The sequence below is a fragment of the Pontibacter rugosus genome (assembly GCF_042678745.1).
GTDB lineage: Bacteria > Bacteroidota > Bacteroidia > Cytophagales > Hymenobacteraceae > Pontibacter > Pontibacter rugosus.
Genome location: NZ_JBHTLD010000007.1, coordinates 13604 through 29296, shown reverse-complemented (window position 1 = coordinate 29296; position 15693 = coordinate 13604). Strand labels below are relative to the sequence as shown.

The 15693-nt window shown below is 50.4% G+C and carries 26 protein-coding genes; all 26 read right to left on the bottom strand.

The features are described 5' to 3' along the window. Positions 1 to 7: 7 nt before the first annotated feature. A complete protein-coding gene (locus ACFQ2O_RS01720) occupies positions 8 to 595 on the bottom strand; it encodes a hypothetical protein (RefSeq protein WP_377522421.1) in 588 nt (195 codons plus the stop codon). After that, a complete protein-coding gene (locus ACFQ2O_RS01715) occupies positions 576 to 1154 on the bottom strand; it encodes a hypothetical protein (RefSeq protein ID WP_377522420.1) in 579 nt (192 codons plus the stop codon). Before ACFQ2O_RS01715 ends, ACFQ2O_RS01720 begins: the two co-directional genes overlap by 20 nt. Before the next feature lies 1 nt (position 1155). After that, positions 1156 to 1920 (bottom strand): LamG-like jellyroll fold domain-containing protein, encoded by a 765-nt coding sequence (locus tag ACFQ2O_RS01710; protein ID WP_377522419.1) that lies wholly within the window; start codon positions 1918 to 1920, stop codon positions 1156 to 1158. Further along, positions 1920 to 3461: a hypothetical protein gene (locus ACFQ2O_RS01705; RefSeq protein ID WP_377522418.1), complete on the bottom strand. Its 1542-nt coding sequence runs from the start codon at positions 3459 to 3461 to the stop codon at positions 1920 to 1922. Before ACFQ2O_RS01705 ends, ACFQ2O_RS01710 begins: the two co-directional genes overlap by 1 nt. Continuing rightward, on the bottom strand, positions 3462 to 4085 hold the full coding sequence (locus ACFQ2O_RS01700; RefSeq protein WP_377522417.1) for a hypothetical protein: 624 nt from the start codon (positions 4083 to 4085) through the stop codon (positions 3462 to 3464). Beyond that, positions 4085 to 4468 carry a hypothetical protein gene (locus ACFQ2O_RS01695; protein ID WP_377522416.1) on the bottom strand — a complete coding sequence of 128 codons (384 nt, stop codon included), beginning with the start codon at positions 4466 to 4468 and terminating at the stop codon, positions 4085 to 4087. Before ACFQ2O_RS01695 ends, ACFQ2O_RS01700 begins: the two co-directional genes overlap by 1 nt. Beyond that, positions 4468 to 4974, bottom strand: coding sequence for a hypothetical protein (locus ACFQ2O_RS01690; protein WP_377522415.1), 507 nt, complete (start codon positions 4972 to 4974; stop codon positions 4468 to 4470). The genes ACFQ2O_RS01695 and ACFQ2O_RS01690 overlap by 1 nt, the downstream gene beginning before the upstream one ends. Beyond that, positions 4965 to 5387: a hypothetical protein gene (locus ACFQ2O_RS01685; RefSeq protein WP_377522414.1), complete on the bottom strand. Its 423-nt coding sequence runs from the start codon at positions 5385 to 5387 to the stop codon at positions 4965 to 4967. Before ACFQ2O_RS01685 ends, ACFQ2O_RS01690 begins: the two co-directional genes overlap by 10 nt. Next, the gene (locus tag ACFQ2O_RS01680; protein ID WP_377522412.1) at positions 5384 to 5542 is read right to left on the bottom strand and encodes a hypothetical protein; all 159 of its coding nucleotides are present in this window, start codon (positions 5540 to 5542) and stop codon (positions 5384 to 5386) included. The genes ACFQ2O_RS01685 and ACFQ2O_RS01680 overlap by 4 nt, the downstream gene beginning before the upstream one ends. Before the next feature lies 1 nt (position 5543). After that, a complete protein-coding gene (locus tag ACFQ2O_RS01675; RefSeq protein WP_377522411.1) occupies positions 5544 to 6266 on the bottom strand; it encodes a hypothetical protein in 723 nt (240 codons plus the stop codon). Beyond that, positions 6263 to 7792 carry a terminase large subunit domain-containing protein gene (locus tag ACFQ2O_RS01670; RefSeq protein WP_377522408.1) on the bottom strand — a complete coding sequence of 510 codons (1530 nt, stop codon included), beginning with the start codon at positions 7790 to 7792 and terminating at the stop codon, positions 6263 to 6265. Before ACFQ2O_RS01670 ends, ACFQ2O_RS01675 begins: the two co-directional genes overlap by 4 nt. Next, complete coding sequence (locus ACFQ2O_RS01665; protein ID WP_377522405.1) at positions 7770 to 8321, bottom strand: transposase; 552 nt, start codon at positions 8319 to 8321, stop codon at positions 7770 to 7772. Before ACFQ2O_RS01665 ends, ACFQ2O_RS01670 begins: the two co-directional genes overlap by 23 nt. Positions 8322 to 8463: 142 nt before the next feature. Further along, complete coding sequence (locus ACFQ2O_RS01660; RefSeq protein WP_377522401.1) at positions 8464 to 8661, bottom strand: hypothetical protein; 198 nt, start codon at positions 8659 to 8661, stop codon at positions 8464 to 8466. 28 nt (positions 8662 to 8689) lie between these two features. Further along, on the bottom strand, positions 8690 to 9394 hold the full coding sequence (locus ACFQ2O_RS01655; RefSeq protein ID WP_377522398.1) for a DNA methyltransferase: 705 nt from the start codon (positions 9392 to 9394) through the stop codon (positions 8690 to 8692). 25 nt (positions 9395 to 9419) lie between these two features. Continuing rightward, positions 9420 to 9764, bottom strand: coding sequence for a hypothetical protein (locus tag ACFQ2O_RS01650; protein ID WP_377522395.1), 345 nt, complete (start codon positions 9762 to 9764; stop codon positions 9420 to 9422). Beyond that, positions 9761 to 10192: a hypothetical protein gene (locus ACFQ2O_RS01645; protein WP_377522394.1), complete on the bottom strand. Its 432-nt coding sequence runs from the start codon at positions 10190 to 10192 to the stop codon at positions 9761 to 9763. Before ACFQ2O_RS01645 ends, ACFQ2O_RS01650 begins: the two co-directional genes overlap by 4 nt. A gap of 2 nt (positions 10193 to 10194) precedes the next feature. Beyond that, positions 10195 to 11076 (bottom strand): hypothetical protein, encoded by an 882-nt coding sequence (locus ACFQ2O_RS01640; protein WP_377522393.1) that lies wholly within the window; start codon positions 11074 to 11076, stop codon positions 10195 to 10197. Beyond that, entirely contained in the window at positions 11073 to 12152 is a 1080-nt protein-coding gene (locus tag ACFQ2O_RS01635; protein WP_377522391.1) for a hypothetical protein, read from the bottom strand. The genes ACFQ2O_RS01640 and ACFQ2O_RS01635 overlap by 4 nt, the downstream gene beginning before the upstream one ends. Before the next feature lie 4 nt (positions 12153 to 12156). Continuing rightward, a complete protein-coding gene (locus tag ACFQ2O_RS01630; protein ID WP_377522390.1) occupies positions 12157 to 12822 on the bottom strand; it encodes a hypothetical protein in 666 nt (221 codons plus the stop codon). Positions 12823 to 12911: 89 nt separating this feature from the next. Then, complete coding sequence (locus ACFQ2O_RS01625; RefSeq protein WP_377522388.1) at positions 12912 to 13166, bottom strand: hypothetical protein; 255 nt, start codon at positions 13164 to 13166, stop codon at positions 12912 to 12914. An 8-nt stretch (positions 13167 to 13174) separates the two neighbouring features. After that, positions 13175 to 13558, bottom strand: coding sequence for a hypothetical protein (locus ACFQ2O_RS01620; protein WP_377522387.1), 384 nt, complete (start codon positions 13556 to 13558; stop codon positions 13175 to 13177). Positions 13559 to 13565: 7 nt separating this feature from the next. Further along, positions 13566 to 13691: a hypothetical protein gene (locus tag ACFQ2O_RS01615; protein ID WP_377522386.1), complete on the bottom strand. Its 126-nt coding sequence runs from the start codon at positions 13689 to 13691 to the stop codon at positions 13566 to 13568. 7 nt (positions 13692 to 13698) lie between these two features. After that, positions 13699 to 13974, bottom strand: coding sequence for a hypothetical protein (locus ACFQ2O_RS01610; protein WP_377522383.1), 276 nt, complete (start codon positions 13972 to 13974; stop codon positions 13699 to 13701). A gap of 53 nt (positions 13975 to 14027) precedes the next feature. Then, entirely contained in the window at positions 14028 to 14768 is a 741-nt protein-coding gene (locus tag ACFQ2O_RS01605; protein WP_377522380.1) for a hypothetical protein, read from the bottom strand. A gap of 21 nt (positions 14769 to 14789) precedes the next feature. Beyond that, a complete protein-coding gene (locus ACFQ2O_RS01600; RefSeq protein ID WP_377522379.1) occupies positions 14790 to 15236 on the bottom strand; it encodes a hypothetical protein in 447 nt (148 codons plus the stop codon). Positions 15237 to 15338: 102 nt separating this feature from the next. Then, on the bottom strand, positions 15339 to 15689 hold the full coding sequence (locus ACFQ2O_RS01595; RefSeq protein ID WP_377522377.1) for a hypothetical protein: 351 nt from the start codon (positions 15687 to 15689) through the stop codon (positions 15339 to 15341). Positions 15690 to 15693 lie beyond the last annotated feature (4 nt).

The window sequence follows — 15693 nt, the reverse complement described above, 5'->3', positions numbered from 1 at the left end:
ATAATTTTTATGCGTACAGAAGAAACTGCGGCAGCACCGCCTCCTGCCCTTTGTAAGTGCGAAACTCCTCACCATTGGTGATGCCCACGATACCAAGAGGAGAGTACAGATCATTGGGTCTAATGCGGAAGGAGTCAGCCCTGCCCATGCCTGTGGCCACCAGCTCGGTGCAGAAAGTACCTACCCTGCCGATGCCGCTTCTGCCGTTCCAACGATGTCCAATGGCAACCCAATTGGTGCGAATAATGTCCAGCGGTTGTTCTACGATATCACGCACAGGATACTTCTCACCTTCCTTGGCCAGCACCGCTTCTAAGTCGAAAGGCCAAATGCTTTGATCCAGAAACTGCGGAAGCACGAGCCGATCAGAGTGAGCGTACCACTCCAGGTAGGTCTTCACCTTCACCTCCGGCCATGTGCTCTCGATCACGTGATATGTGCCATCTACCTCATCTACCATCAGGATCGAGTAGTGGCTGTACCTGCTGCAGCATAGAACCCTAATGGAGATGCTGAATACTGTACCTGGCTGCAAAGGGCTAAACTTGGTGTGCTCTGCAAGGAGGCAAACAAACTTAAACTGTCGCTTCTGCATCTGTCGAAGGATTTATGGGCGTGCCGTCTGTATTGTGGGTGGCATAGTTGTTTGTAGGCGCTGAGAGTGTGTTGTACACCACCCCGTTTATCTCCACGCCTGCCTCATAGTATGCCTCCGGCACAGGCGTTGGATTATCGTTTACGTCTAGCATAAACGGCGGCAGGTAGTTGTGACCCTCCCGCATCCTAGACCTGAAATTGAATATAGAGGCAATGATGGCCTTGAACTTATTGATGAATTCTCTTTTGTCCTGGTCGTTTGCGAAGCCTGAGCCGCCGTACGCAGTGGCCGAGACTACCGTACCATCGTTGCCTAACAGCACAATTCCAAACGTGGACTCGATGCTGTGCAGCACACCTCTGCCCTGATCGTCGGTCCTGAACTTGATCCTCACTTCATCGGGGTGCTCCCTAACAGGCTGCCCCTTTGTCACCATGCCCGGACTCGGATCGATGTGGTCGGTCCAAAGCATTACCTCGCCGTGCTCGTTTGTGCCCCAGAAATCGGCAAAGCGCCTGCCTTCCCTCTTGTAGTCGTGTCTTTCTATTTGTTCCATTTTATCTGCTGTAAGATGTAATCGATGGGTTGTTGTAAATGCGCATCACGTAGCCATACACCACATCTGTCCACTCGTGCGTCCAGTCTTTATCGTTAACTGCGATGGGTGTGTTAGGAAAATAAGCTACTAACCCTTCTGGTTTTTCCGCTCTACTTTGCAGGTATCTTTTAAGGAGGCTTTTCTGTTTTTTGATGAAACCAGCTGATTTCGCTCTATCATATACCGCAAGCTCAGCCATCTCTCCTGTATAGCCTATGCTACCAGTCGCTCTAGCCCCAACATTCCACTCGTTTGAGTTGGCAGCTGGAATTGTGTTCATAGGAACAGAAGATGCAATATCTCCATCAGTAAAAGTTCTTTGTACAGAACTTGCTGAATCTGCAACATAGACTGACTCATGCCAATTGTTATCATTGATTACAGCTGTGTACCCTACTTGTGTGGATTGAAGCGCCTGGCCGCTTGATGTACCCAAACTAAATAATAATCTACCCCTTAAATCTAATGAGTTAGAAGCAGTGCCACCCTTAGTAAAATCATTACCTGTTTGACATAGCACAGAAGTGTTATCTGAAGCTTTTTCAAAGACAACCAAGTTATTTGTAGTCGTAAACTTGGTTTGTATCGAGATGGTCATAGAGGGGAAAGCCAGGGCCTCAGAACCTGTTATTTTCCCATAGTCATTGCTTTTGTTGAAGTTTATGGCCCCGAACGAGCGCAAAAACTCCACTAGATTTGAGTTGTAGTCTTTTTTCTGCGCCATTATCTCCAGTAATAATATATTTTTATAGACCCCGTAGCATCGTAGCTGGAGGTGACTGCTAGCACGTTCACATAGCCTGGCGTGGTGTTGAAGATTCCAGCGCTGTTAAACTCCTCCACAGCCCCCGTAATAGAAGGAGGAGTAGGGCCACCCATCACGCGAATGAACTTACACTTATTAGCTTTATGCGTACCTGAAAAAGTAATTATACTTGGCGTACCTGCTGCATTCGTAGTGGTATTCCAGATCGCCCCGTCGTTGTTGTTTGTCACCGTGATTGTGGCAGTGCCCGAGACGATGTTGTGCTTCTCAAACGTCTCATCCACAGTACCCCCGCCTGTCGGAAGGTTCTTAATGGCAGAGGCATCCAGCCTTGCCTCGCCTGTGAGGCTTTGCAGCTTGGTCTTGATGCTTTCGGCTGTTTCGGAGGTGCCTGTGCCTGTTCCTCCTGTAGAAGCAGCAGATAAGTTTGCCCCTTTTTTATACTTTGCCTGTAGTGTGTATACCCCTGTAGTTTCACATAAGAACTCGAATACAACAGTATCTGTAGCTGCAAATCCAGAGATAGACATATCTCCAGAAAAGAAATTATTAAAAATTAATGTCGGTGTTGTGCCGTTTAGCTCAACCTCAAAGCGCAACTCGTGACCTTCAAGTGGCCCTCCTTCTTCTACAGTAAAATTGAAATCAAACAGGTTTTCAGATAATATCTTTAGTTGAATGAACCTTTCGTATGGGTAAAACTCAAAAGGGCCGCCATTCTTTTTAAAGTATCTCGCGAACCCTGTAGCCCTTATAAACTGGCCTGATAACCTTATGCGCCCGTCAATGAAATCATTTGCTATCGAACTCGCAGTATAATTGCTTACTACTTCATAATCTGTATCTTCACTCCAAACCTTGTCTCCTGCTTTGTAGGTTGTACCTGAAGAATATTCAAAATATCTATTTCTTGGAAGGTAAGCGTTATTAGCAGCTTGAACGGTAATAGGTTTTGCGTTATTTACTGCGCTGTTATCTGCTGCTAAGTCGTCTACCGTTAGAGACACAAGCGACCGAGTGTTCAGCTTCCCGATTGACAATAACAAGCTATCTGTTGCTTGCACACCTGCGTTTGTACCTGTGCCCCATGTTGCGCGTCCTAATCCAGCCATAGGGACCTGCCGAACCTGGGAAATTTTTGCTAACTTCTCATTTTGTGCTGCATCTGTAGAAGTAGCTACATCACCCTTCCGCAGCGTGTCGCCCAGCGCCTCCGTGTTGGAGGCAATCCTGCTGTTGTGATCATCAAGCGCTGTCCCCAAACCTTCCACATCGCCGATGGCATGCCTGTGGTCGGTGTCTGACTTTCCCAAAAGCTCCGCCTTCACCCATGCCTTTACTCTGCCGATGATCGCCTTCAGCAGCACACGGTGCTTCCTGCCGCTGGTCTTATTCTCATCCAGCCTCGTGACATCCGGAAACACCTTGATGGTGTCATCCACCGAGCCGGGCTTTGCCGCATCGAGCAGCTCGTCTAATACTTGTTCTTCCTGTAGCATTTAGTTGTATTCTAACTCATTCCATTCAAGCGATTCATACTCCAGCGTCATCGCAGACTCTGTTGCCCTGTACTGGTTGGTGAGGCTCACCTCCATGTAGCGCGTGCCCGGTACCGGCGCAGGCTCGTGCAGGTTGAGGCCCACCAGCATGTTGCGGTCATAGATAATGTCGCTCCTGATTGCCAGCTGCCTGCGCTGTTGATCCAGATACACCCGCTCCAGGTACACCACCTGCCGTGTGCCGTTCAGGCCAATACTCAGGTGCAGCGGGTTACCTTCGTGCAACACGGGCTTATCAAGCGATGTGGCAAAAGTAGAGGGCAGCACCTGCGCTACTGGTACCACTCTTTCCGGATCTGCCTCGCTTGCCCTGTTGCGGTTGGTGACACTTGCCTCGATACTCGATGTGCCAACAGGCCAAGGCCCCTGATCATGCAGCAGTACCAAGCCCCTTGCCTCTACCAGCGTGGAGCGTATAGCCAGCTGCTTCCCTGCACTACCACGGTACACCCGCTCGAAGTAGAGCTGCTGCCGCACGTCAGGGCTTACAGCCACTGTAAGCGTGAGCGGGTAACCGTGCGCCAGCAGTGGCCGATCAAGTCCGGTGGCGAACAGCGCAGGCATCAGATCGTGTAGCCGCTATAGTCAGATGTTCCCGCAGGCAGGGCCGCAGCCACCGCGTACAGCTCGTTTTGGCTGTCATCCAGCACTAGCCCTTCTGCATCCTCAAAGGTGCAGTAGTAGGCCACAGACGAACCTACAGCAGGCTCCACAGTCAGTGCGCCAACAGGCACAGAAAGCTGCATCTGCGAGCGCAGGAAGCTGCTCACGTCCACCAGTGCCACTCCATTGCGCGATGCTACCTTCAGCGTGCTGATCACATTGCCATCAGCCCTGTGAATAGTCGCCTTCACGTAGGCGCTCAGGGTGCCGATGCGGTATACCACTGGGTTTGGTAGCCTGCCTCCTACCGCACTGTAGCCTTTCGGCCTTTCCTGTATCTCCATTATTCCGTTGCTGCTAGTAAAAACTCTGCTATCTCTATGGTAAAGGCCTCACTCAGGAGCGCCTCCACCTTCTCAATCGTCTTATCGTTGATCACCTCCGAGATCACACCCGTGGGCTGTGCGTTGCGCCAAGGCTTAGATCCTGACTCGTGTATGCGCCTGGAGATGAAGTAGGCTAGTGTGTCCTCGTCAATGGGCATGCCTTGGCGGTCCTGCCCACGTGGCGCAATGCCCTCCTCCTGAATGTACTCCTTCACATACCTGCGAACAGCGCCGGTACCAGGGTTTACCGTAGGCCCTCTGCCCAATTCATAAGTCCAGATGTATTCACCGCCCACGATGCGGAATTCCTCCTCGTCAATCTCATACTTCACCGTAGCTGCCATGGCCTCTCGGTGAGAAGCCGGCAGATACTGGCCTGTGTCCATCGTGCCGATATTGTAGGCCAGCTGCTCCACCAGTTGCTTGCCCAGGTGCTCCAGTCTAAGGTGCGAGGCTAGAAGCATAGACTGATCGGAAGTTTAAGTGTGAACTGAATAGCGATGCCTGCCAAGTTCTGTGCTGTATGGTGGGGCACCAGTGAGTCTTTAACCATGATATTGCCCAAATCATCCTCATCATCCAGCATGACAAGAAAACGAGCTGATATAGCCTCCTGCCTGGAGTAGATTGCCTGCAGCTCACTAGCTGATGGTGAGTTCTCATGCTTCTCAAAGAAGCCCATGGTTATTGTTGCCACTTTGTTACCAGTCTCAATATTGCGAGTACCAGTGATTGGATCCAAGTCAATTACCGGATAGCCGTGATTCTCCACCGCCTGCTTCAGGCTGTCAGAGCCACCGCAGTGGAAGTGTCCAACTCCGGCTAGTGTGTCAAGTGCGATGCGCCCGATGAGCGCCTCCAGTTCTGCGTAAGTCATGTTGTCTGATTGGCTGCTATTCCCTCTATCTCTTCATCTGCCCAGGCGCCCAGCGGCTCGTAGTCCAAGGGGCGGAGCACGGGCATGCTGTGCTCTGTGTCCTGCGAGAGCCGCTTGATGGTGCGCTCCACTTCGTATTCCTCCTCTGCGCTCATATCACCCCTGCTTGCTCATGATCTCCCGGTACTTCTCCTCATAGTCACTGCGCTCCGTGTCGATGCAGAGCATAGTGTAAAACACGTTGGCAGGCAGCTGCAGCAACTCCTTCGCCCTGGTCATGTCTCCGGAGCAGTAGCTGGTGAGCGTGGCGTAGAAGCCGTACTTCTCGAACCTGTCGATGCCTGCCCGATACTGCTCCTCGGTTGGCTCCTTCTCCAGCAGCGGCCCGTAGCGCTTGTCGAGCTCCTGCATCTCGCTCATGATATGGAAGACCGCCCCTAGCACTTCAACCAGCGGCACTGCCTTCGCCTTCTCCAGCAGCTCTGCCGGGAAGCCTGCTCCAGACATGGCGTACACCGCATCGTAGTCTTCCGGCCACCTGTACACCGCGTAGAGAAACGGGAAAGCCTGCTCAGGCTCCTCATGCTCCCGCAGGTACTTGCGGCTCAGCTCCATCTTTCCGATCGCGTCACCGCCCAGCTTCTGCCCCAGCCACTCCGGCTTGATGCCAAAGGGCTCAGACTCCAGCAGCGCGTGGCAGGCCTGCACGATGGGTGCCGCCTGCGGGTGCTCCATCTCTGCAGGCGTGAGGCCGCTCAGCAGGCAAAGCGACTCGTTGGTGCTGTCGCTGGCTGCAATGGCCAGGTACTCGCCCAGCGTCAGCTCGGCCCACTCTGTTCTGGCATAGCGCTGCTCTTGGTTAATCGTGTAGCGGATCATCGCTTTATCGTTTTGGATTTAACTCTCTTTACCTGGTGCAGCTCAAAGAAGCACCGTAGCGCAAAGGCATCTGCAAAGTCAGGAGACCGCCGCAGGATGTTTTTTTGCTGCTCCTTCGAGTTTATGCCCTTCTTGCCGTCAGAATCTGTATTAGCCTTTTTAATCGCTCTAAGCTCTTCGTTGAAATACTCCCGCACTTTCTTCTTGCCTACTCTGCGCTCGGCTATACCATCAGGCACGTACACCGCCGCAGCGTTCACCTTATCGGCAATCATGTAGAAGCACTGCGTCTTCAGGTTATCATAGTTCTCTTTGACCGGCTGCCCCTTCTTATCCTTTGGCCCGTTCGGGTTAGGTAGAGGCGCCGCATTGTTCACAAAGGACTGCATGCCCGGACACTGATCTATGACACCGCCGCCTACTCCGTCAGCATCGCAAACCGTCTGGCTGCGCGGCACTTTGTATTGCTTTTCAAACTCCTTCACCTTATCAGCAATGTCTTTAGTACTGCTCTTAGGGAACCAAGCCAAATCAACTATGCGCCACCCGTCCCAAACCCAGATCACAGCCAGGTCAGAACCAAAGCGCGCTGCATCTATCGTTATATAGCCTTTGCCGCCTTCTGCGTGCTCATTGGTATACATGTCGTATATGCGCTGGTAATCGAACAGCCCGAAGCCATCCAGCTTTATCTTCCAGTTACCATCCAGCAGCGAGGCACGTGTGGCTTCATCTTGTGCCATCAGGTTAGCCAAATAGCCGGGGTCCACGCTAAGCAGCTCTTTGTTTTGATAGATAGAGCCAGGTATGAACGTCACTGACTTAGGCCGCACGTTGGCCAGCTCCCCTTTGAAGATGTGCGGGCATCTTGCCACCACCTCTTCTGCCGTGTCACCCCACACAATACTATCGCCGTCCTTGGTGAAGTACCTGACCTTGCCGGCACGCTCCACTATAGGCAAGCCATAGGTTGGGTTAGGGCTACCATCCGGAAGCTTCTCCTCCTGATCTATCCACCAATCAATGAAAGATGCCACCCAGCTGTCGGGATCCGGGTTGCACGTTGCTCTCACGTATGGCTCCACGCCACAGGTCGAGCGGTTCCGGCTAAGCATATAAAAGAAGGTGGACTCGGAGAAGTGTGTCAGCTCATCGAATCCGATCATCGCTATCTGAGAGCCCTGAAAGTTCAGCTTGTCGTTCTCATACTGCAAATGGCTGAAGCCAACACTGGCGCCACTTGGGAACTTCCAATCAAGCGTTGTTTCTTTGGGGCTGCCCCCTATGCCGATATACAGCTCTAGTGACGTGTCCCAGAGACCGCCTTCCATTCTGATCTGTGGGCTCGTTCTTCTGAAGATCACTGCACCGAAACCTGAATTGTCTATGTGCCTGCCGCCCTCCATCAGCAGCGCGTAAGTCTTGCCGACGCCTGCTGCGCCGCCTCCTATCACTATATCAGCAGCGCTGCTCAGGAAGTCCTCCTGAAAGCCCTCCTGCGGACTAACCCTTTTTACTTCGCCCATTGTCAGGTAAATAGAACACTACCCGCTGCTCCAGTTCCTTGCCTTTGGTAGTATGGTCCAGCTCCTGCTTATCTTTCCAGTTTTCGGAGTCGGTGTTCTTCAGGGCGAAAATGACAGCGGTAGGGTTAGGGGCAAATATCTTTACCGTCTTCTTCACGCGCTCCAACAGCTTACCGTCAGGACCCAGTACTGGCTCTCCCTTCCTGTTGATGATAGGCTCACTGGTAGTTTCCGTGGCTTTGAAGCCGGTCACCAGCTTTTCCAACCCAACTAGCGCCTTCTCCTGAATCCTGTCCTTCCGAGAAGATATTGCATCGCTTTTCGCCTTTTTATATAAATCCGCGACTTCCGCGACTTCATTTCGCCATTCACGGAATGTCGTCTCCGAGATACCGTGCTTCTTACAGCAGGAGGCAATAGTGTACTTGTCTGTGGCGTACATCTCGCAAATAGCAGAAGCCACCTCCATGCGCTCCTCTGGAGTATGGTGGTGCTCTGGTTTTCCCTTCTTCGATGATGATGCTGCCATAACAGTAAATTACTAAATAATCAGATGTAAATTTAGTAAATATACTATATAAATTAGCAAGAGCTGAAACAAAAACAGCCGCCCTATAGTAGAGCGGCTGCTAAATAACTTAGTTAATATCTAAAATTGTTAGCAACTATGTTTATAAGCTGCTTTTATCCACAGGCGGCACCAGAATAGCTTTGAGCTGCTGAACCTGCTGCTCTGTCAGTTCACCAAGCAGCATCTCGCCATACATAACTGTTACCTTCTCTGTAGTAGGCTCAGCCGCCACTGTTTTAGTGAAAGACAGCTTCTCAACCTCAATAAAGGGAGTTACTTTCAACAATGTGTGTTTCATGTGCTTAGTCATAAATTCTTTAGGTTAATTAATGTTTAAAAACTGGTAGTGGTTCTCTAGCGGCTTCAAGTTCTGCCACTGCATCAGAATAGTATTCCTCATCAATCTCGCATCCGACATACTCTGCGACTCCAAAGCAGTAGGCTTCAATTGCAGAATTGCCGCTGCCGAAACCAGGGTCAAAAACTCGAAAGTGCTTCTCCGCAAATTTTTGGTAGAGCCATCTGTAAAGTGCGCGTGGCTTCTGGCATGGGTGTCGCCTTTTCTCATTCATCTTCTTATTCCCCTGCATGATGTAGCCTTGATCAATGTTTTTACCCTGCCTCATGCCAGCCCACATAAATCGAAAGATGCGGGCTCCCATATCAAAGGATGTCCAGGCCAGTTCGCAGTCAGATTGATGAGTGTTCCCATTGACTTTATCCCATATTATCCAGCCTGCTGATGGCTTTTTGATTTTGTCAATAAAGTAATTGCCTCCCCAAATGATTTGATGCTTGCTAATCCTGAATAGCTCATCAAAAACCTCCTGTGGCGGAGGCTCTCTATCCCAGGCTTTGGGAGTAAACTTTGTTGCCTCCGCTAAACCGCCTCTGGAGTGGTTGCTCTCTCCATCCTCTCCAATGCCGTACTCAAAATCAGGAATAGCCAGATCAAAGTACTTATCAGGGTATGAGCGCATGACCTGCAGTCGATCCTCGTTTCTGAGTATAATTTGTGCTTGATTAATCATTAGGTTTTCGTGATACATTTTATAGTTAGTTGTAGTTGATCGAATTGATTAGGTGCAGCTTAAAGCGTTGCTCCTTCCAGTCCCGATCAAAATTTCGCATTTCAATCTGAGCTTTGGCCTTAGCCTTTTCTCGTGCTGCAATTCTTCTTTTCTCTTGTGCTGAGGTGGTTTTGTCGTTGATGAACGCCAGTACCTCGTAAGCCTCCAGATCAAGCAGACGCCTTTTGTATTGCTCTTTTATGCTATTCCAGAACCTCGTCGGCACCTTCCTGTAAGTGGTTTTAGCCAGCTGATTCCAAAACCAGATAATTTGATCCGCCTCGGTGACTGGGTTTCGATACCCTAGCCCGTTGATGTAGATATTTATCATTGTTGATCCAGTGCTTGATTGATAACTCGCAACGCCTTTGGCTTGAGCAGCTGATCCGGCGTGAAGCGCAGCACCTTGATGCCCATGGCCTGCGCCTCGTTATATTTTTCCATGTCAGCAGTGTAGCCATTCCCCCTAGTGTGCCGGCCCTGCGTCCACACACCTCCCTCCACCTCGATAGCCACTCTGCATGCTGGCAGGTAGAAGTCGAAACGCCACTCACGCTCAGGGTGGAAGCGGTGCTCTGCCACGACCTGCTGACCTGTTGCCTTCTCCAGCTCCCGGATGCGGTGCAGTTGCAGCTCCTCCTCCAGTTGCTTTTCAATAGCGGTCTTCTTTCGCTTCACCTTGGCTTTGGCCTTGCCGCCTCCGGAGAAGTACAGCCTGGCTTCTTCAGGTGTCCAGACTTCTGTTTTACTTTGTGCCATGGCTACAGCTCCAAAGTTTCAACATCCGTATCTGTCCAAGCCAGTTCTTGCAGAGTCTGCTTAAATACCCTCTCCCGACAGTTGCCCCTTACCCTGCGCTCGAATGGGTTGTCATTGGACAATGGGGCCAGCTTCTGAACTGCTTCTTTGAAAAGCCTATAGGCAAATCTCTTTTCCGGTCCTCTGTTGGAAGCGTCTGCCTTTGTTCGCTCCAACTCCTTCTCCCGCTCCTCCAGGTGAATCTGCTTCTTCTCTTCCAGGGACAGCTGTATGAGCCCGGCCTTCTCGAACTTGTCGTAATAGCAGGCCTGGAGCAAGGTCAGCATGGTAGGTGGTAGATCCTGTTTGTTTGCCATTAAGCCCAGCGCCTCACGAAGCATGTTCTTTGGGTCGTAGTTAGTTTTGGGTTTTGACTCCTCAATGCGCCTGCAGTTGCTGATGGCCTTAGCCTTGCAATCATTCTTGTAGACACGGAACCAGCTACTCACCTGCTCGATGTTCAGAAAGACTACATCCGTCTGCTTTACCTTCAGCTCACCCCTGCTGCCGAGGCGGAAGATCAACTCAACCTCCTCCAGCGTGTAGTAGCTGTATTTCTGCCGAATCATGCGGTACAGCTCATTGACGAGGGGCCGCTGATCTAGCTCATCCTTCCACTGGTTCTTTTGCCCCAGCAGCAGCACAGCGGTGTTTATGCTCTTGATCAGGACCGCATCCAGCTCAGCGTCTTTGCACTCTGACACCTTTCTGCCGTTCACAGCCTGAAGTATTGCCAAGTCTGACGGCGTAGTGAAGTCCGTAGGTTCGTAGGTTACCCCTGCCTGCTCGTAACGCACTAGGCTTGCAGAGTTAGGATGCTTTATGATTTTCAGTTCTGTGCTCATTTTCTGTTTCCGTTTTCGTCGTACTCAATGCCTGCCATTACTCGCTGTGCCAGGTCTGCCCGTTTCTCGAATTCTGACTTTGGTACTTGCTCCATATTTTCTTTAACCTTTTGGGGCTGCTCCCGTAAAATCATTCGAATTTCAACCAGGTGTTTGTGTATCTGCTGAGGCTTTAGCCTCCCACGATGGTAGTTCTTAGGGTGCTGCCAGCCCGAAAGGATGGACACAAACTCCTGATAGGCCCTTTCCTCATTCCCATCAAATACAGCAGCTAAATCCTGCTGTATTTTTTGTAGGGGGCCTCCGATCGTGTAATGGTTGCGCCAGCTGTGCGGGGGCTCTTCACCTTTGTTTTGGGCTTTGTAGAACTCCCACCAGGCATCCTGATACATTTCCTCTCTTGCACGGGCACTGATCTGCTCGGCTTCTTTTTCTTTTTGCGCGCAACCTTTTTCTTTTTCTTCATTTGGTTGCCCAGAGACGTAAGTGACTGCTTCTTCTTTTTGGCCTGTCCCCTCCCACCGATTTTTTATTTGGGGATCGTCTAAACGTTCTTCTTCCTCAGAAGAAGAAATAATCTCTACTGTATTATTACCTGTAATATTCTCTGGTATATTATGGTTGTAAGTTTGGGCAACCCCGGGTAGTAAGTTTGGACAACCCGGGTTGTTATTTTGTGCAACCCCGGGTTGTATGTTTGTACTCCCCCCCGTTGCACTTTCTGCCAACCCCGGTTGTGTATTTTGCCTGCCTGTTAGGGTTTGTTCGGTGTGCTCCTTCTGAGCCTCCAGGTACTTTAGTTTATTAAGGTAAAGCCTGCGCTCTGTGCCCATGCTGGAGCGTATCACCAGTCGGTACACAAGCTCCTTTTTCTCTAGCGTCTTCACCCATTTGCTGATGCATGAGTCGGACTTTTTGAATAGGTTCTCGAAGTGCTTATTGTTGGCGTAGCAGTACCCCTTGCCTTCACTAAGATGAAGTATCTCAGCGTACATCATCTGTAGGCCAGGGGCAACCGGCAGCTTGGTTATCTGCTCAGTTACCTTGATGTAGCGGTCTTTCTTAGTGGTAGCCATAGGGTTAATCCTTTTTCTTGTCTTGTAATTCTTCCATATCTCGCATCTTGCAGAACTCTCGGAAGCTTTCCTCTTCTTCTTTTCGCTGCTTCTCCCATTCAATTATAGATTTCTTCAAGACGGATCTAATATAGTATGGGGCGTCTGACTGGCACCGTGAAGACATGCCAGCGGTGTAGCGCCAGCCTTTATCCTGATCAGTGAATTCAATTCCGTTGGGGCCATAAGCATAGGTGTAGACTGTGCACTTGTGGTCATCATTGAGCTGGAAAACAAAATCAGAGCCTTCATCTAAGCTACCGCCTACTAACACTACCTTAATATCTACTTTAGTATTCTTCAGATTGTAGCGTTGGAGCAACTCCTGTATGGCTGTTTTGTAACGTTTAGCCTGTAGATAAGCAGCCACGTTCACCTCATTAAGCTTGCACTCTATGATGTATATTGATAGTGTGCGGTGATAATGGCAGTGCCGCCCCTTTATGGTTCTGGTTGGCCTGTTTTGTATAACATCCACTGAAATGAGATCCGCCACCCCGTATTTACCCAGATTTACCTGGCGGAAAAGGTGGGAATACTCACTTGGGTAGCATTCCAATAAACCCTTCTCGCTACACACCTCCTTGTGGTTGTAAATAATATCCTCTAAGTCTTTTTCTAAAAATCTCATAGTGTTAAGCTGCTTTCCTTTCTTCACTGTCTGCGCCCTGCTCAGGGCCGCTTCTTAAATGCATCTGCAGGAGTATGGCCTCTGCACCGTTAAGCCCGTGGCAGGTCTGCTGCGCCGGCTGTAGCCTTAGCAGGAACTCCTCCAGTGTGTTGCTCCATTCGTACTTCATCGCTCTCCTCCTTTTCCTGCTGCAGCATTAGATCCTGCTCAGCCTCCACCTCCCGCTTGCGCTTTCTGATCTCCTGCTTTCTGGCCTTGGAGGTACCAGCCCGGTGGAACTCCTCCCGAAGCTGGCACCACTCCTGGCTCAGGCCCACGAAGTGCGCGTGCTGGTCACTGGTCATGGTTGGCATTAGTATCTGTAATCAGTCCAGTGAATAAGTTTTGCCTTATAAAGGCCATCCGGAGCTGCTTTGATTAATGGATAAAACCAAGCTTCAAAATCTTCTAATGTGTCAAACCCATCCCTCTGTGCAAACTCTAGGCGTTCAGGATATCCAAAAAGATAGTTGCTGCCAACTGACATTTCGAGCACATGAGAGTAAGTCATGAAAACTTCCTGTGTTGAAATGCACGTTCCTACTTTAAATTCTTTGTAGTTCTTGGTGCGAACTCCTGTGGCAAAGTTGATTTTATTACCTCGCCTCCAGCGGTTGTTAGGATCTTGCCTAACTGTGTGAATTTTAGTGCCAGCCAGGATCTTGTCCTGAAACTGGCTTTTAAAACCTAGTACCATAAATCCATTACTTTAAATATTTGAGGTCTGGATACTGCTTAAGTATCGCTTCAAGCTCTGCTTTCCATTCATGCTTTAGCGTTGGCATCGCATCAAAGAAGCGGATGCGCTCTATTGCTCTTTTCTTATCCATTTTAACTTTACTTGTTCTTAAAAACTGACCACACCCCTGCGAGGCTGGATACGATCTTATCCAAGTCTTCCGAATTGGCTTTGTTTCTGCACTTGGTGGGCATGTCCGAGTAGTTGGCGCTCCTGCCTTTGCCAGCCAGAAAACAGCCGTACATCTTCCTGATATCCTGCTCTGAGTAGCGGCACTCGATATGATCTATAGTTGCTGCCAACTCGCTCTTGGCAGGCTTAATTCTATTAGGGTAGCCGCGACGGCCTGGGGTAGTTACTTCTTGCGTTTGCATAATTTTGAATCGTGTTAAGTGAGGGGCCGCTGCAGGAGCGGCCCCGTTTTGATTTAGCTGATAGTTACCACAGAGCAGCCCCACTCCCGGAAGTACTTCACCTCCTCATCGAACACCTGATCCAGCACCTGCGCCTGCAAGTCATACAGATCAGGAGAGTCCAGGAAGAAGCGCACGTTGGCATCAGTGGCATCCACCGCGATCTCCACCATAAACTTCTTCTTCTCGCCACCTTTGAAGATTGGAATGTTCAGGGTGAAGAAGTTGCGCCACTCAATGCCCGACACCGTGCGCTCAATGGCGTTATGGCTGTCGCCTCTATTGCTGGAGTGCTGTGTCAGGCTGGTAGTCACAGTGGCGTTGAACTTCTCCAGTGCAGCGATGATAGCCAGGCTCTCATCGCGGTCTGCAAACATGAAGCGTACCTGCTTAAGCATTCTTTTCAGGTCCTGCACACTCCAGCGCTTGTCAGAGTTTACCTGCAGCAATTCCAGCTCCTCGCTCACAGTTAGCTGTCCTATTACCCTATCACGAAACTCTGATCTTTCGTTGAGCAAAAGCACGAGCTCCTTATTCTCGCGATCCACATACAGAGAGGAGTCGGAGGAGATGTAGACCAAATTGCCAAACTCCAAGTAGCTGTCCTTCTTCCCCTGCAGGTACTCTCTCGGTGCCGTGATGGCGCCTGCGATATCTACTGTTTTTGGGTATCGCAATACCTCTGCGTCTCCGTGTCTGATTACCAGTTCTTTTGTGTCTCCTGACACGTTGATGTTTACTTCTTGATTTTTCATTTCTGATTAAATAATTGGTGATTAATAGTCAGTGTCGTTGGCAGCCCTGTTCATGCGGGTGACGCTCATGAAGTTGGTCTGGCGCTCTTCCGGAAGCAGCGGCCTTGAGTTGACCAGTCTGCCGGTCGCATCATACATGCCCATCATGCGATTCTCCTGGTCATCGATCATGTACAGGTCGCCCCGCACTTCCACCTGACCTGTCTTCACCGCATAGGCTGACTGCTTCAGCTCTTCTTCGTAGGGTTTGCGCTCTGCCTTTTTCAGATCAGTGTATTCCTTTATCTGCTCTGTGATTGACTGAATCTTGATGTAGCTCTCCGTGACGTTAGCCCGGTGTGCGTCCACTTCGTCCGGCGTGAGCGGCTTCATGTATTTCTCCTCTGCCAGGATCTTGTAAGAGTTGGCGCGCAGGTTCTCTCTGATCAGATCTGCCGGGTCGCCTTCATAAAGTTGCTTTTGTAGCATGGCTTGAATTGTTTATTGGTTTATGAATCGGTTTTACATTTGCCAGGTGTATCACTAGCTGGCTTAGTTTGCAGTAGCAGCTGCCGCGCGGTACTTTACCTGTTACCATGGCTCAACCTCCTTATCAATGCTCTGCCGGATCTGATCCAGCTCCAGGTCCACCAGCAGCTGCGTACCGTAGACGATGCCGAACAATCCGAATAGCACGTATAGCGCCGCCATGTCACCCGGAGGGCAGCCGGCACCCAGGAAGCGGAGCAGCGGACCGCCCCACCTGTAGCCCTGATCCACCGCCCCGCAGGACAGCAGAACCAGCATGCAGCAGATGACCGAAATCACACCGCTTACAATCAGGCAGAGGGCGATAGGTTCTTTTTTTGCTTTGATCCGCTCCGAAAAGGCAAGGGAGTGGCCGTTCGCCTGCTTTTCAGGCGCTTGTTTTGTCTTACTCATGGTA

Excerpts from the sequence above, each read along its gene's own strand:
- ACFQ2O_RS01720 (WP_377522421.1), bottom strand. The coding sequence starts at position 595 with ATGCAGAAGCGACAGTTTAAGTTTGTTTGCCTCCTTGCAGAGCACACC.
- ACFQ2O_RS01715 (WP_377522420.1), bottom strand. The coding sequence starts at position 1,154 with ATGGAACAAATAGAAAGACACGACTACAAGAGGGAAGGCAGGCGCTTT.
- ACFQ2O_RS01710 (WP_377522419.1), bottom strand. The coding sequence starts at position 1,920 with ATGGCGCAGAAAAAAGACTACAACTCAAATCTAGTGGAGTTTTTGCGC.
- ACFQ2O_RS01705 (WP_377522418.1), bottom strand. The coding sequence starts at position 3,461 with ATGCTACAGGAAGAACAAGTATTAGACGAGCTGCTCGATGCGGCAAAG.
- ACFQ2O_RS01700 (WP_377522417.1), bottom strand. The coding sequence starts at position 4,085 with ATGCCTGCGCTGTTCGCCACCGGACTTGATCGGCCACTGCTGGCGCAC.
- ACFQ2O_RS01695 (WP_377522416.1), bottom strand. The coding sequence starts at position 4,468 with ATGGAGATACAGGAAAGGCCGAAAGGCTACAGTGCGGTAGGAGGCAGG.
- ACFQ2O_RS01690 (WP_377522415.1), bottom strand. The coding sequence starts at position 4,974 with ATGCTTCTAGCCTCGCACCTTAGACTGGAGCACCTGGGCAAGCAACTG.
- ACFQ2O_RS01685 (WP_377522414.1), bottom strand. The coding sequence starts at position 5,387 with ATGACTTACGCAGAACTGGAGGCGCTCATCGGGCGCATCGCACTTGAC.
- ACFQ2O_RS01680 (WP_377522412.1), bottom strand. The coding sequence starts at position 5,542 with ATGAGCGCAGAGGAGGAATACGAAGTGGAGCGCACCATCAAGCGGCTC.
- ACFQ2O_RS01675 (WP_377522411.1), bottom strand. The coding sequence starts at position 6,266 with ATGATCCGCTACACGATTAACCAAGAGCAGCGCTATGCCAGAACAGAG.
- ACFQ2O_RS01670 (WP_377522408.1), bottom strand. The coding sequence starts at position 7,792 with ATGGGCGAAGTAAAAAGGGTTAGTCCGCAGGAGGGCTTTCAGGAGGAC.
- ACFQ2O_RS01665 (WP_377522405.1), bottom strand. The coding sequence starts at position 8,321 with ATGGCAGCATCATCATCGAAGAAGGGAAAACCAGAGCACCACCATACT.
- ACFQ2O_RS01660 (WP_377522401.1), bottom strand. The coding sequence starts at position 8,661 with ATGAAACACACATTGTTGAAAGTAACTCCCTTTATTGAGGTTGAGAAG.
- ACFQ2O_RS01655 (WP_377522398.1), bottom strand. The coding sequence starts at position 9,394 with ATGATTAATCAAGCACAAATTATACTCAGAAACGAGGATCGACTGCAG.
- ACFQ2O_RS01650 (WP_377522395.1), bottom strand. The coding sequence starts at position 9,764 with ATGATAAATATCTACATCAACGGGCTAGGGTATCGAAACCCAGTCACC.
- ACFQ2O_RS01645 (WP_377522394.1), bottom strand. The coding sequence starts at position 10,192 with ATGGCACAAAGTAAAACAGAAGTCTGGACACCTGAAGAAGCCAGGCTG.
- ACFQ2O_RS01640 (WP_377522393.1), bottom strand. The coding sequence starts at position 11,076 with ATGAGCACAGAACTGAAAATCATAAAGCATCCTAACTCTGCAAGCCTA.
- ACFQ2O_RS01635 (WP_377522391.1), bottom strand. The coding sequence starts at position 12,152 with ATGGCTACCACTAAGAAAGACCGCTACATCAAGGTAACTGAGCAGATA.
- ACFQ2O_RS01630 (WP_377522390.1), bottom strand. The coding sequence starts at position 12,822 with ATGAGATTTTTAGAAAAAGACTTAGAGGATATTATTTACAACCACAAG.
- ACFQ2O_RS01625 (WP_377522388.1), bottom strand. The coding sequence starts at position 13,166 with ATGACCAGTGACCAGCACGCGCACTTCGTGGGCCTGAGCCAGGAGTGG.
- ACFQ2O_RS01620 (WP_377522387.1), bottom strand. The coding sequence starts at position 13,558 with ATGGTACTAGGTTTTAAAAGCCAGTTTCAGGACAAGATCCTGGCTGGC.
- ACFQ2O_RS01615 (WP_377522386.1), bottom strand. The coding sequence starts at position 13,691 with ATGGATAAGAAAAGAGCAATAGAGCGCATCCGCTTCTTTGATGCGATG.
- ACFQ2O_RS01610 (WP_377522383.1), bottom strand. The coding sequence starts at position 13,974 with ATGCAAACGCAAGAAGTAACTACCCCAGGCCGTCGCGGCTACCCTAAT.
- ACFQ2O_RS01605 (WP_377522380.1), bottom strand. The coding sequence starts at position 14,768 with ATGAAAAATCAAGAAGTAAACATCAACGTGTCAGGAGACACAAAAGAA.
- ACFQ2O_RS01600 (WP_377522379.1), bottom strand. The coding sequence starts at position 15,236 with ATGCTACAAAAGCAACTTTATGAAGGCGACCCGGCAGATCTGATCAGA.
- ACFQ2O_RS01595 (WP_377522377.1), bottom strand. The coding sequence starts at position 15,689 with ATGAGTAAGACAAAACAAGCGCCTGAAAAGCAGGCGAACGGCCACTCC.